This is a genomic window from Allobosea sp. TAB14 (genome assembly GCF_052113865.1).
GTDB classification, from domain to species: Bacteria; Pseudomonadota; Alphaproteobacteria; order Rhizobiales; family Beijerinckiaceae; genus Allobosea; species Allobosea spartocytisi.
Window position 1 is genome coordinate 1 of the sequence record NZ_JBFRDQ010000016.1, and the last position, 13,197, is coordinate 13,197.

A 13,197-nucleotide genomic window follows, 5' to 3' on the forward strand; every position below is an offset into this window, starting at 1 on the left:
ATGTTGGCGACCGGGCCGAAGACCTCCTCGCGCGAGATGCGCATGGCGTTGGTGGTCTCGGTGAACAGCGCCGGCTGGAGGTAGAAGCCGGGGGTGTCGCGCTTCAGGAGCTCGCCGCCGAAGGCGAGCTTGCCGCCCTCGTCCTGGGCGATCTGGATGTATTTCAGGTYCTGGTCGAGCTGGCTCTGRTCGACSACCGGGCCGATATGGGTGCCGGCCTTCAGSGCRTCGTCGACACTGAGCCCCTTCAGCCGCTCGATGCAGGCCTCGACGAACCTGTCATGGATGCCGGCCTGGACGATCAGGCGCGAGGACGCGGTGCAGCGCTGGCCGGTGGAGAAGAAGGCGCCGTTCACGGCGACCTCGACGGCGACCTTCAGGTCGGCGTCGTCGAGCACGACGAGCGGGTTCTTGCCGCCCATCTCGAGCTGGACCTTCTTCATCGGGTTGCCCGCGATGCAGGCGGCCGCGACCTTGCGCCCGGTCGCGACCGAGCCGGTGAAGGAGATGGCGGTGACGTCCTTGTGCTCGAGCAGCGCCTGGCCGACGACCGAGCCGCGGCCCATGACGAGGTTGAGCACGCCCTTGGGCAGGCCGGCGCGCTGGATGATGTCGACCAGCGCCCAGGCCGAGCCCGGCACCAGATCGGCCGGCTTGATGACGACGCAATTGCCCCAGGCGAGCGCCGGCGCGATCTTCCAGGCCGGGATCGCGATCGGGAAGTTCCAGGGCGTGATCATGCCGACGATGCCGAGCGGGTCGCGGGTGATCTCGACGCCGACGCCGGGGCGCACCGACGGGACCATCTCGCCGGAGAGGCGCAGGCATTCACCGGCGAAGAAGGCGAAGACCTGGCCGGCACGGCCCGCCTCGCCGATGCCCTCGGCCAGCGTCTTGCCCTCCTCCCGCGAGAGCAGCCGGCCGAGCTCGTCCTTGCGGGCGAGGATCTCGTCGGAGGCCTTCTTCAGGATGTCGTAGCGCTCCTGCGGCGTGGTGCGGCTCCAGGCCGGGAAAGCAGCCTTGGCGGCGGCGACGGCGTTGTTCAGATCCTCGACCGAGCCTTGAGCGTACTCGCCGACGACGTCGTTGGTGTTCGAGGGGTTGATGTTGCGCGAGGCGTTGACGCCGCCAGCCCATTCGCCGGCGATCAGGTTCTTGAAGGGCGCGTTCATCTGCATCTCTCCCGGGGCAATGAATCCTCGCGGGCGGTGTTAGCGCCTTTGCCCCCGGAAGGCCAATGCCCCCGCGACTGCCTGCCACCCGCCTGCCGCAAGGCGATCGAAAACGGCGCGCCTGCCTACTTCTTCTCGATCGAGAGACCGTTCTTTCCGAGATTGATCTCGACCCCTTCGGGCCGCTTCTTTTCCTGGTAGAGCGAATAGCCGGTCACCGCGAGGGCAGCGACGAGAACGACGACGAGAATGGCGAGCAGATTGCGCGATGCGGGCATATGTTTTCCTGAAACGGGCGGCGGAGGCCGCGGCGCAGGGCAAACCCATATTGCGGCGCAAAGGTTCCCTCGCGATGGAACGTCGCCCTCCTCCAGGCGTTTCCATCGGCCGCGCAGCATGAGATAGTCGCGTGGTGCAGGAGCGAGCGATGCCGGACACGGAATTGCAGGAGCGGATCTGGGCGGCGCTCGACGCGCACCCGGTCTATATGGTGTCGCTGATCGCGGAGGACGGGCTGAGGACGCGGCCGATGTCGGGCCATCTCGACCGGGAGCATCACCGCCTGCTGTTCATCACGCATCGTCATACCGGGATCATCGGCGAGGCGCTGCGCTCGCCTTCGGTCTCGATCGCGATCAGCCATGAGGATCGCAACTTCTATGCGGCCATCGCCTGCACGGCCTCCGAGCTGCCGAGCCGCGATCTGCTGCGGCAGATCTGGACGCCGATGGCGAGCGCCTGGTTCCCGAACGGCCCGGACGATCCGGACGCCACGCTGCTGGCGCTGACGCCGATCTCGGCCGAAATCTGGGAGGGGCCGTCCAGCAGCGTGCTGGTGGCCTTCAAGCTCGCCACCGCCAAGATCCTGGGCCGGACGCCCGATCTCGGCGTCAACGCCACCATCGACATGCGCTGAACGGAGCTGCCGGACGATCCCGCCGGCGATAGTCAGCCCGGATCGGAGGCCGCCGCCCAGCGGCCGACCCAGGCCGTGGCGACGCTCGACCAGACGACGCCGAGAGACCAGCCGCCGAGCACGTCGGTCGGCCAGTGGACGCCGAGATAGATGCGGCTGAGGCCGATCAGCAGGATCATCACCCAGGCGAGGACAAGGCACAGCAGGGCGATGTCATCGCGCCGCGAGGCGATGCCGACACAACCGGCGATGCTCAGCATCGTCGCGGCCGAGAGGAAGGCGTGGCCGCTGGGGAAGCTCGCCGTGAAGGTCAGCGCGGTGTGGGCGACGATGTCGGGCCTCTCCCGGCCGATCGCGATCTTCAGGCCGTTGCTGACCAGGAGTGCCGTCAACACGCTCAGGACCAGCCCGGCCGCGAGGCGGCGATAACCGCAGAGCCACAGCGCCAGCGCCGCAGCCGTCGTGATGAAGAAGAGCCCGACGAAGCTGCCGAACGCCGTCATGTCCCGCACCGCCTCCTGGAACCAGGCCGGGCCGAGCGGCTGGGCTGGATTGCCCGGCTCGCGGAACAGCAGGATCAGGCTCCGGTCGAAGGCGAAGCTGTGGCCAGACGCGATGAAGCCGGCCAGCGCGACGAAGACTAGGCCGGCGAGGACGGGAACGACCAGCCGCGGACGTAGCGGAGAAGGAATCTGGCCGGGTACGGGGCGGGACATCGGGGCGTCGATTCTCATAAATTCAGGACCGTTGCCTCGTCGCATTGCCTTCACGCGAGCCGGTTGCCCGCCTCGCTCGACAAGGCTCTCGAGGAGCGAGCGGCAATGACGCGAAAGGCCCGCGGCAGCAAGCGGTATGTCAGGGAGCCGGACCGGCGCTCGACCTCGCCATCGAAGGTGACGTGGCCACGGCGCTTGTCGCGCCGCCGCAGCACCACCTCGTCCCCGGTGAAGGAGGTGAGGTTCCGTGAGGAGCGCCAACGACCGGAGACGACCGAGAGCGCCGCCTTGCTGCGGGAATAGAGACCGCCAGCATTCAGCACATGGACCTCGAAGATGCCAGCGTCGAGCCGCTCGCGGCGCCATTCCGCGCCGTCGAAGCGGTTGACGGTGACCAGTACCGCATCCGCATCGACGACGAGATGCTCGCTGCCGATGCGGATATCGACCGAGATCGGCCGGGTGAACAGGATCGAGCGCGTCGCCGCGACGCCGAAGGCAGCGACGCGGCTGAAGGGAAAGCGCCGGCGCGCATATTCGCGCTCGCGCGCCATCAGGCTGAAGAAGCCCAGGCCGGAGATCGAATGAAACAGCCTGTCATTGACCCGCCCGACATCCATCTCGACCGGCTCGCCCTCGCACAGCGCCGCGACCTGCTGCTCCAGCGGGCCCAGCAATCCGAGATCGCGCCCCAGCACATTGACCGTCCCCATCGGCAGGATGCCGACGGGGCAGGCCGCCTGGATCAGGACCGGCAGGACGCGGTTGATCGTGCCGTCGCCCCCGGCGATGACCGGGACGGCGTCGCTGGTTTGGACCGCGAGCGCCAGGGCGTCGTCCAATTCGCGCGGCGCGACGAGCTTGACCTCGGCGGTCGAGCCATGCGCCGCGAAGGCGGCTGTCAGCCGCTCGGAAAAAGCGTGGGCTCCGACTTCGAGGACGGTGCCCGCGCGGGCGTTGACAATCACCGTATGACGCATCGCCCGGTCGAGATGGGGCGCCCGGAGCCGTTCGCAAGGCGCCTCGGACGGGAGCGATGCCTCAGGCCGCGGCAGGGCGGGCATCGAACTGCGGCGGCATCGCCGGCGCGAGCGGCATGGGCAGTTCTTCGATTTCCTCGGTGACGACCTCGAAGCGCTGCACCGTATGCGTGCCGAAGGAGCTGATCATCGCCACATCCGTCGCGTCCCGGCCGCGCGCGATCACGAGGCGGCCGATGCGCGGCTCATTGTGACGGGCGTCGAAGGTGTGCCAGCGACCGCCGAGGAAGACCTCGAACCAGGCATTGAAATCCATCGGCGCCGGATTCGCCGGCACGCCGATATCGCCGAGATAGCCGTTGCAGTAGCGCGCCGGGATGTTCATGCAGCGGCACAGGGCGACCGCCAGATGGGCGAAGTCGCGGCAAACCCCGACCCGCTCCTCGAAAGCCTCGGCAGCGGTACGGGTGCTGCGCGCGAAATCGTAGCCGAAGGTCAGGTGGTTGTGGACGAAATCGGTGATCGCCTGCACACGAGCCCAGCCTGGAGGAACCTGGCCGAACAGGCGCCAGGCCTGATCGCAGAGCCTGTCGGTCTCGCAGTAGCGGCTGCCCAGCAGGTAGACGAGCGCCTCGTCCGGCAGCCGCGCCGGCGGCGTCTCCTGCACCGAGGGGCTCTGACGGTCGGGCTCGCCGGAATCATGGATGACGCCCTCCGATTCGAGCCGGATGCCACCGGCCGGCGCAACCAGCCGCCGGCAGATGTTTCCGAAGGCGTCCCGATGCTGGCTGACAGCGATCTCGACGGACGGATCGCGCAAGGCCGTCGCCCGCATCTCATCGGGTCGCATCAGGTCATGGCGGCGGGAAGGGTGGACATCGAGCAGCGTCATCAGTGGCATGTCGTGCTCGCAGACAAGTTCTATCCGATACCCGTAACGGATCTGCATATCGCTCTCCCGATTGAAGGGCGGCCTGTTGCGGGCCATGCACCGCTGCGGCTCTGCTGACTGAACCCTCTCTGATCAGACGCGGAGCGGGGGTGCCTGGTTCCGGGCCCCGCCGGAAAAATACGGTCCCCAAAAAAAGGAAGATGCGGGCCTTTCGGCCCGCATCCCGCCGCCACGGCGGTTCGGCTGGGGGGATAGCAACCGCCGCGACCTGCGCCTGGGCTGCCTCTACATCATCCGAAACATGGGTCATGGTCATTGTTCGCTCCATCCGGTTGGGCCGCACCGCCTGCATTGAAGCGGGGCACGGCTCTCAAGCTCGTTGGGTCAACTCGTCTCCGGGATGAAGGTTCCGCCGATTCCGGGCTCTCCGCGATCGCCTTGGGCGGCCGGCTCGCGGGCACGGGGGCGTTCCTGAAACGGTCTTATTTTGCGCGCCTTTCTCGTGCCGTCTCCCGGTCGATGCCACCAGCGCCGGAACATTTTCGATGCCGGGCCGTTGGGGCTGCGAGCGACAAGCGAACTCGACAATGGGACTCGAGAGGAGGGACTCGAATGAAAAAGCTGATACTGATCGTCGCAATGGGTGCGGCCATTGGAGCGGGCGCCTGCACGCCCCGTGAGCAGAATGCCGGCACGGGCGCGCTGATCGGCGCCGGGGCCGGCGCCATCATCGGCGGCGCGGCGACAGGTCGTGCGGGCGGTGCTCTGGCGGGCGCGGCGATCGGCGGCGCGAGCGGCGCCATCATCGGCGGCGCCGCGACTCCGCAACGCTGCTATGGCCGTGACGAGTGGGGCCGGCGCGTGGTCTACGACTGCTGATTTCGGTCCATCCCGGGACGGATACCCGTCTCATGAGACAAGGCCCGCCGGTCATGGCGGGCCTTTTTTATGACCGATGGCACCGACAAAGCCGCAGCGAATTCAACGCGTCCTAAACCTGGCCATAGGGGCCGAAACGCCCGACGAAGCGGTGCCTCGGCCCGGGATAGAGCAGGCGTACCGCTGTCACCGGCCGGTCCTGGTTCCAGGTCCGGCGCTCGACGAGCAGGCAGGGCTCTCCGATCGCGATCTCGAGCAGGACGGCCTCGTCGCCCTGCGYGCCGACGGCGCTGATCGCATGCTGGGCCTGCGACCAGAGGCTGTGCTTGAGCAGCCAGTCGCCCGGCGGCGTCTGCGCGAAATCCTCCTCCGCCAGCCCCGCCACGGAAGCCGCGTGGATGACGCGCTCCTCCAGCACATGCGGCTTGCCGCCGGCGCGATGCAGCACCACGAGATGGGTGACCTTGTCCGAGCGCTTCAAGCCGAAACGCTCGGCGACTTCGGGGGCGGGCCGGCCATCGCTGCGCGAAAGGACGTCATGGGCATAGGCCTGTCCAAGCTGCTCCACCTCCTCCGGGATCGAGAGGATGTCGAGCATGGCGTGGCTGGCGGGCGGGCTCGCGACGACGGTGCCCGAGCGGCGCCGGCGGATGATCAAACCCTCGCGGGCGAGCTGCACGAGCGCGCGGTGCACCGTCATCCGCGAGGCGCCGAGCTGTTCCATCAGGGCGTGCTCCGGCGGCACGCCGGTGCCCGGCGGCCATTCGCCACTGACCACCAGATCGCGGATCGCGCGCCGGATCTGATCGTAGACCGGCCCGGTGCCGTCCAGCTTCACCGCATCGAGCCGGGTCTCCGTCATCCTGTCCCCTATGCGGCTGCGAGCAGGCGCCGCATCACGCCGGCAAAGCGCACGCGCACCGAATCGCGGGCGGTGTGCCGCCCCTCGGCGACGACACTCCTGCCACCGACGACGACATCGCGCAAAGGCAGTGCGTTGGCCGCGAAGATCGCGCTGTCGWCCGCCTCCGCGCCTGCCCGGCCGACAAGCGCCGGATGATCGGTGTCGAGCGTGATGAAATCGGCGCGGTGTCCGGGCGCGATCCGCCCGATGGCCCGGCCGCAGGCCTGAGCCCCTCCGGCGCAGGCCGCCTGCCAGAGCGCAAGGCCCGTCGAAGCCTCCTCCTCCGCGAACAGCGCACGGCGGCGATCGCGCAGGCGCTGCGAATATTCGAGCTGGCGCAATTCGGCCCCGGCATCGATCTGGATGTTGGAATCGCTGCCGACGCCATAGGCGCCGCCGGCTTGCGCATAGCGGATGCCGTCGAAGATGCCGTCGCCGAGGCTGGATTCGGTGATCGGGCACAGGCCGGCCACCGCGCCGCTCAGGGCAATGCCGTCACGCTCGGCGTCGCTCAGATGCGTCGCATGGATCAGGCACCAGCGCTGGTCGAGCGGGACCGTGTCCATCAGCAATTCGACCGGGCGCCTGCCGGTGATCTTCAGGCTGGCCTCGACCTCGGGCACCTGCTCGGCGACATGGATATGGACGGGATCGTTCGGGCGCAGCGACGAGACCCAGCCGAGATCGTCGAGCGCGACCGCGCGCAATGAATGCGGGGCGACGCCGAGCCGCGCGTCCGGCAAATCACGGATCGCGGCAGCGCTGCCTTCCAGCAGGCGCTGATAGGCGTCGCGCTCGTTGACGAAGCGGCGCTGGCCATGGACCGAAGGCGCCTGCCCGAAATTGCCGAAGCGGTAGAGCACCGGGAGAAGCGTGAGGCCGAGACCGGTTTCCTGCGCGGCCGATGCGATCGCCTGCCCCATCGTCGCGATATTCGCGTAGGCGCGGCCGTCCTTGTCGTGATGGAGATAGTGAAACTCCGCGAGCGCGGTGAAACCGCCCTCCAGCATTTCGACGAAAGCCTGTGCGGCGATGGCCTGCACGTCGTCAGGGTCGAGCCGGTCGAGGAARCGATACATCACCTCGCGCCAGGTCCAGAASGAATCCKCCGKSGCGCCGCGCCGCTCRGASAGRCCSGCCATGCCGCGCTGGAASRSRTGGCTGTGSAGGTTCGGCATGCCMGGCAGCGCGATGCCGCGGAAATTCCGGTCGCCCGGCTCCGCCGCCGCCCCGGCCTCGACAGCCGTGATCACGCCCTGCTCCAGTGTCAATTTCACATGGCTGGCAAAGCCTTCAGGCAAAAGAGCCTCGGCCAGATGCAGGGTCTCGGTCACCGCTTCGCTCCATCGATCATTTGCATATGCAATTACACACTTGCCATTTGCATATGCAATTAGATAGCATACTCGCAGCCAAAGGATAGCGGGAGGACGCGACGTGGCGAAGGCGCCGGGCGAAACGCTGGCTTGCGACAAGCTCTGGACGAATGTGCGGCTGGCGACGATGTCGCTCAAGGTCGGCACACCCTACGGCGCCATCGAGGATGGCGTGATCGCCACGCGTGACGGCCGCATCGTCTTCGTCGGGCCGCGGAGCGAGGCACCGGTTTTCGATGCCGCCGTTTCCATCGATTGCGCGGGTCGCTGGATCACGCCGGGCCTGATCGATTGCCACACCCATCTCGTCTATGGCGGCGACCGGGCGCACGAATTCGAGCTTCGCCTGCAAGGCGCGACCTATGAGGAGATCGCGCGGGCCGGCGGCGGCATCCTCTCCACCGTCAAGGCGACGCGCGAAGCGAGCGAGGATACGCTCTTCGCCTCGGCCGACCGGCGCCTCGCCGCGCTGATGGCGGAGGGCGTCACCACCGTCGAGATCAAGTCCGGCTACGGGCTGGAGCATCAGGCGGAGCTGAAGCAACTGCGCGTCGCGCGCCGGATCGGCCGCGAGCGGCCGGTTACCGTGCGCACCACCTTCCTCGGGGCGCATGCCGTGCCGCCGGAATATAAGGGCCGCTCGGGCGATTACACCGCGCTCGTCGCCGGGCCGCTGCTCGACGCCGTTGCCGCCGAGGGGCTGGCAGACGCTGTCGACGTCTTCTGCGAGGGCATCGCCTTCTCGCCGGCTGAGACGAAAGCGGTTTTCGAAGCCGCCAAGGCCAAGGGCCTGGCGATCAAGATCCACGCCGAGCAACTCTCGAACCTGCATGGCGCGAAGCTTGCCGCCGAGATGGGGGCGCTCTCCGCCGACCATCTCGAATATCTCGACGAGGACGGCGTCATCGCCATGGCCAAGGCCGGCACGGTCGCCGTCGTGCTGCCCGGCGCCTTCTATTTCCTGCGCGAGACGCAGAAGCCGCCGATCGAACTGATGCGCAAGCATGGCGCCGCGATCGCGCTGGCGACCGATGCCAATCCCGGCTCTTCGCCGCTGACCTCGCCTTTGCTCGTGCTCAACATGGCCTGCACGCTCTTCCGGATGACGCCGGAGGAGGCGCTGGCCGGCCTCACCCGAAATGCCGCGACCGCGCTCGGGCTTCAGGACGAAATCGGCACGCTCGAAACCGGCAAACGCTGCGACCTCGCGATCTGGGACATCGAACGCCCGGCCGAGCTCGCCTATCGCATCGGCTTCAACCCGCTTCACACCCGCATCTGGAACGGACAATGACCACGGTTTCGCTGAACCCGGGCGCAGCCCGCCTCACCGACTGGCGCGCCGTCCTCGACGGCGCCACGGCCGGCCTCGCCGGCGACAGCGCCAGCTCCATCGCGTCGGGGCAGAAGATCGTCGAGGAGATCGTCGCCGCCGGCACGGTGACCTATGGCGTCAACACCGGCTTCGGCAAGCTCGCCAGCGTGCGCATCGCCGATGCCGACCTCGCCAAGCTGCAGAGCAACCTGATCCTCTCCCATGCGGTCGGCACCGGCCCTGCCCTGCCCGACGGCGTGGTGCGGTTGCTGCTGGCGATGAAGGCGGCAAGCCTGGCGCGCGGCGCCTCCGGCGTGCGGCCGGTGGTGATCGCGGCGCTGACCGGCGCGCTCAAGGCCGACGCCATGCCCATCATCCCGGCCAAGGGTTCGGTCGGCGCCTCAGGCGACCTCGCCCCGCTCGCCCATATGACCGCGGCCCTGATGGGCTTCGGCGAGATCCGCCTGAAGGGCGAGACCCTGCCGGCGGCCGAGGCGCTGAAGCGCATCGACCAGGCCCCGCTCGCGCTCGGCGCCAAGGAGGGCCTCGCGCTGATCAACGGCACGCAGGTCTCGACCACGCTCGCCATGACCGGCCTTGCGGCCATCGCCCGCGTCTTCGACGCCGCGCTCGTCGCCGGCGCGCTCTCGGTCGATGCGCTGAAGGGCTCCGACACGCCCTTCGACCCGCGCATCCAGACCCTGCGCGGGCAGCCCGGCCAGATCCGCGTCGCCAGAATCCTGCTCGAGCTGATCGCCGGCAGCGCGATCCGCGAGAGCCATCGCCATGGCGACAGCAAGGTGCAGGACCCGTATTCGCTGCGCTGCCAGCCGCAGGTGATGGGCGCGGTGCACGGCCTGCTCGGCAGCGTCGCGGCGACGCTCGGCATCGAGGCCAATGCCGTCACCGACAACCCGCTGGTGCTTGGGCCGGGCGAGATCGTCTCGGGCGGCAATTTCCACGCCGAGCCCGTCGCCTTCGCCGCCGACATGCTGGCCATGGGCGTCTGCGAGATCGGCAACCTCTCCGAGCGGCGCATGGCGCTGCTGGTCGACCCCGTCATGAGCGGGCTGCCGCCCTTCCTCGCCCGCGACGCCGGGCTGAACTCCGGTTTCATGATCGCGCAGGTCACCGCCGCGGCGCTCGCCTCCGAGAACAAGCAGAAGGCCTATCCCGCTTCGGTCGACACCATCCCCACCTCCGCCAACCAGGAAGACCATGTCTCGATGGCGACGCATGGCGCCTTCCGCCTGCTCGACATGGCCCGCAACGCCGCCAGCATCATCGGCGTCGAGTTGATGGCGGCGGCGGAAGCGATCGAGCATCATCGCCCGCTCAAGACCAGCGCGCGGCTGGAGCCGGTGCTCGCCCTGCTCCGCGACAAGATCGCGCCGTTGACCGAGGACCGTTACCTCGCCCCCGATCTCGCGGCAGCGACCGAGCTCGTGCTCTCCGGCGCCATCGRCAAGGCTGCCGGCCTCGACAGCTTTGCGGAGTTCGAGGCGTGACCACCGACATCGTCACCGTCACGCGGGGTTCCTCCCCGCTCATCCTCTCGATGCCGCATCCCGGTACGGCCCTGCCCCCGGAAGTCGCGGCGCAGCTCAACGAGCGCGGCAAGCTGGTCGAGGATACCGACTGGCATATGCGCCGGCTCTACGGCTTCGCCGCGCCCTTCCAGCCCACCATCGTCGAGGCGCAGCTTTCGCGCTTCGTCATCGACCTCAACCGCGACCCGGCCGGCGTCTCGCTCTATCCGGGTCAGGCGACGACCGAACTCGTGCCGAGCACGACCTTCGACGGCGCGCCGATCTGGCAGAATGCGCCGGACGCCACCGAGATCGAGCGGCGCAAGGTGGCCTATTTCCAGCCCTATCATCAGGCGCTGGCTGCCGAGATCGCGCGGGTGAAGGCCGAGCACGGCTATTGCGTGCTCTGGGACTGCCACTCGATCAAATCGGAGATCCCGCGCCTGTTCGAAGGCACGCTGCCGACGCTGAATCTCGGCACGAATTCCGGCGAAAGCTGCGCACCTGGGGTCGAGCGGGCCGCCGTCGCCGCCATGGCCGGCCAGCCCTTCACGCAAATCCTCAACGGCCGCTTCAAGGGCGGCTGGATCACCCGCCATTACGGGCGCCCCTTCGCGGGCGTCCATGCGCTGCAGATGGAGATCGCGCTCTCGGCCTATCTCACCGAGGAAGCCGCGCCCTGGGCCTTCGACGCGACGAAGGCCGCGAGCCTGCAGATTGCCTTGTCCGCCATCATCGAAGCCGCCCTCGGCGCGGCCGCTGCCCTCGAACGGAGCCGCTCATGACCCGCCTCGACAACACCCGCACCATCCGCGCCGCGACCGGCACCGAGCTCACTGCCAAGAGCTGGCTGACCGAGGCGCCTTTGCGCATGCTGATGAACAATCTCGACCCGGACGTCGCCGAAAACCCGCATGAGCTGGTCGTCTATGGCGGCATCGGCCGGGCCGCCCGCTCCTGGGAGGATTTCGACCGCATCGTCGCCGCGCTGCGCCAGCTCGAAGCCGACGAGACCCTGCTCGTCCAGTCCGGCAAGCCGGTCGGCGTGTTCCGCACGCACAAGGATGCGCCGCGCGTCCTGATCGCCAATTCCAACCTCGTGCCGCATTGGGCGAACTGGGACCATTTCAACGAGCTCGATAAGAAGGGGCTCGCGATGTACGGCCAGATGACGGCCGGCTCCTGGATCTATATCGGCACGCAAGGCATCGTGCAGGGCACCTACGAGACCTTCGTCGAGGCCGGGCGTCAGCACTATGGCGGCAACCTCAAGGGCAAATGGGTGCTGACCGGCGGCCTCGGCGGCATGGGCGGCGCGCAGCCGCTCGCCGCGGTGATGGCCGGCGCCTCCTGCCTTGCCGTCGAGTGCAACCCGGACTCGATCGATTTCCGCCTGCGCACCCGCTATCTCGACGAGAAGGCCGAGACGCTCGACGAGGCGCTGGAGATGATCACCCGCTGGACCAGGAACGGCGAGGCGAAGTCGGTCGGCCTGCTCGGCAACTGCGCCGAGATCCTGCCCGAGATGGTCCGCCGCGGCATCCGCCCGGACATGATCACCGACCAGACCTCGGCCCACGACCCGGTCAATGGCTACCTGCCGAAGGGCTGGACCATGGGCCAGTGGAAGCAGGCGCGCGAAGCCAATCCGAAATCCGTCGAGAAAGCGGCGCGCGCCTCGATGCGCGAGCATGTCGAGGCGATGATCGCCTTCCAGGAGATGGGCTTGCCCGTCTTCGACTACGGCAACAATATCCGCCAGGTCGCCAAGGATGAGGGGCTGGAGAACGCCTTCGCCTTCCCGGGCTTCGTGCCGGCCTATATCCGCCCGCTGTTCTGCCGTGGCATCGGCCCGTTCCGCTGGGCCGCCCTCTCGGGCGATCCGGAAGATATCTACAAGACCGACGCCAAGGTGAAGGAGCTGACGCCCGGCAACACGCATCTGCACAACTGGCTCGACATGGCGCGCGAGCGCATCGCCTTCCAGGGCGTGCCGGCGCGCATCTGCTGGGTCGGCCTCGGCGACCGCCACCGGCTCGGCCTCGCCTTCAACGAGATGGTTCGGAACGGCGAGCTCAAGGCGCCGGTCGTGATCGGCCGCGACCATCTCGATTCCGGCTCGGTCGCCTCGCCGAACCGCGAGACCGAGGCGATGAAGGACGGCTCGGACGCSGTYTCCGAYTGGCCRCTGCTSAACGCSCTGCTCAACACKGCCKSCGGCGCGACCTGGGTCTCGCTKCACCATGGYGGCGGCGTCGGCATAGGCTTCTCGCAGCATGCGGGCGTCGTGATCTGCGCCGACGGCACGGACGACGCAGCCGCCCGCCTCTCGCGCGTGCTCTGGAACGACCCGGCGACCGGCGTAATGCGCCATGCCGATGCCGGCTACGACACCGCGCTGGACTGCGCCCGCGAGAAGGGGCTCAATCTGCCGGGCATTCTGGGCTGAGCCCACCCGTCATTGCGAGCGCAGCGAAGCAATCCAAGGGCGGCAGCGCTCTACGTCCCCCTGGATTGC

Annotated in this window: 13 protein-coding genes; 6 read left to right on the forward strand and 7 right to left on the reverse strand. The window is 68.3% G+C overall.

Going from position 1 to position 13,197, the window contains the following annotated elements; genetic code table 11:
- Together AB4Y99_RS03720 and AB4Y99_RS03725 are read right to left on the reverse strand one after the other, a co-directional pair.
- A partial coding sequence (locus tag AB4Y99_RS03720; protein WP_441522420.1) for an aldehyde dehydrogenase family protein occupies positions 1–1,172 on the reverse strand: 1,172 nt, incomplete at its 3' end.
- Between the two features lie 125 nt (positions 1,173–1,297).
- Positions 1,298–1,450: a hypothetical protein gene (locus AB4Y99_RS03725; RefSeq protein ID WP_166652960.1), complete on the reverse strand. Its 153-nt coding sequence runs from the start codon at positions 1,448–1,450 to the stop codon at positions 1,298–1,300.
- 149 nt (positions 1,451–1,599) lie between these two features.
- On the opposite strand from AB4Y99_RS03725, the gene AB4Y99_RS03730 reads away from it, so the two are divergent.
- Positions 1,600–2,088, forward strand: coding sequence for a pyridoxamine 5'-phosphate oxidase family protein (locus AB4Y99_RS03730; RefSeq protein ID WP_441522421.1), 489 nt, complete (start codon positions 1,600–1,602; stop codon positions 2,086–2,088).
- 32 nt (positions 2,089–2,120) lie between these two features.
- On the opposite strand, the gene AB4Y99_RS03735 is transcribed toward AB4Y99_RS03730, so the two are convergent.
- The 3 genes from AB4Y99_RS03735 to AB4Y99_RS03745 all read right to left on the reverse strand — a co-directional run bounded on the left by AB4Y99_RS03735 (position 2,121) and on the right by AB4Y99_RS03745 (position 4,733).
- Positions 2,121–2,804 carry a phosphatase PAP2 family protein gene (locus tag AB4Y99_RS03735; RefSeq protein WP_441522422.1) on the reverse strand — a complete coding sequence of 228 codons (684 nt, stop codon included), beginning with the start codon at positions 2,802–2,804 and terminating at the stop codon, positions 2,121–2,123.
- A gap of 50 nt (positions 2,805–2,854) precedes the next feature.
- The gene (locus AB4Y99_RS03740; RefSeq protein ID WP_162737907.1) at positions 2,855–3,784 is read right to left on the reverse strand and encodes a diacylglycerol/lipid kinase family protein; all 930 of its coding nucleotides are present in this window, start codon (positions 3,782–3,784) and stop codon (positions 2,855–2,857) included.
- A gap of 61 nt (positions 3,785–3,845) precedes the next feature.
- A complete protein-coding gene (locus tag AB4Y99_RS03745; RefSeq protein WP_441522423.1) occupies positions 3,846–4,733 on the reverse strand; it encodes a transglutaminase-like domain-containing protein in 888 nt (295 codons plus the stop codon).
- 555 nt (positions 4,734–5,288) lie between these two features.
- On the opposite strand from AB4Y99_RS03745, the gene AB4Y99_RS03750 reads away from it, so the two are divergent.
- On the forward strand, positions 5,289–5,555 hold the full coding sequence (locus tag AB4Y99_RS03750) for a glycine zipper domain-containing protein (RefSeq protein ID WP_038360784.1): 267 nt from the start codon (positions 5,289–5,291) through the stop codon (positions 5,553–5,555).
- Between the two features lie 112 nt (positions 5,556–5,667).
- Here AB4Y99_RS03750 and AB4Y99_RS03755 read toward each other — a convergent pair whose 3' ends face one another.
- Together AB4Y99_RS03755 and AB4Y99_RS03760 are read right to left on the reverse strand one after the other, a co-directional pair.
- Complete coding sequence (locus AB4Y99_RS03755; protein WP_441522424.1) at positions 5,668–6,417, reverse strand: UTRA domain-containing protein; 750 nt, start codon at positions 6,415–6,417, stop codon at positions 5,668–5,670.
- A gap of 8 nt (positions 6,418–6,425) precedes the next feature.
- A complete protein-coding gene (locus AB4Y99_RS03760) occupies positions 6,426–7,793 on the reverse strand; it encodes a formimidoylglutamate deiminase (protein ID WP_441522425.1) in 1,368 nt (455 codons plus the stop codon).
- Between the two features lie 169 nt (positions 7,794–7,962).
- Here AB4Y99_RS03760 and hutI point away from each other — a divergent pair, with 169 nt between their 5' ends.
- Genes hutI through hutU form a run of 4 tightly spaced genes read left to right on the forward strand, consistent with a single transcriptional unit; the run spans position 7,963 to position 13,128 of the window.
- On the forward strand, positions 7,963–9,129 hold the full coding sequence (gene hutI, locus AB4Y99_RS03765; protein ID WP_441522447.1) for an imidazolonepropionase: 1,167 nt from the start codon (positions 7,963–7,965) through the stop codon (positions 9,127–9,129).
- The gene (hutH, locus tag AB4Y99_RS03770) at positions 9,126–10,658 is read left to right on the forward strand and encodes a histidine ammonia-lyase (protein ID WP_441522426.1); all 1,533 of its coding nucleotides are present in this window, start codon (positions 9,126–9,128) and stop codon (positions 10,656–10,658) included. Before hutI ends, hutH begins: the two co-directional genes overlap by 4 nt.
- Positions 10,655–11,464, forward strand: a complete 810-nt coding sequence (gene hutG, locus AB4Y99_RS03775; RefSeq protein ID WP_441522427.1) for an N-formylglutamate deformylase — start codon at positions 10,655–10,657, stop codon at positions 11,462–11,464. The genes hutH and hutG overlap by 4 nt, the downstream gene beginning before the upstream one ends.
- Positions 11,461–13,128 (forward strand): urocanate hydratase, encoded by a 1,668-nt coding sequence (hutU, locus tag AB4Y99_RS03780; protein ID WP_441522428.1) that lies wholly within the window; start codon positions 11,461–11,463, stop codon positions 13,126–13,128. The genes hutG and hutU overlap by 4 nt, the downstream gene beginning before the upstream one ends.
- The last annotated feature ends 69 nt before the right edge of the window (positions 13,129–13,197 follow it).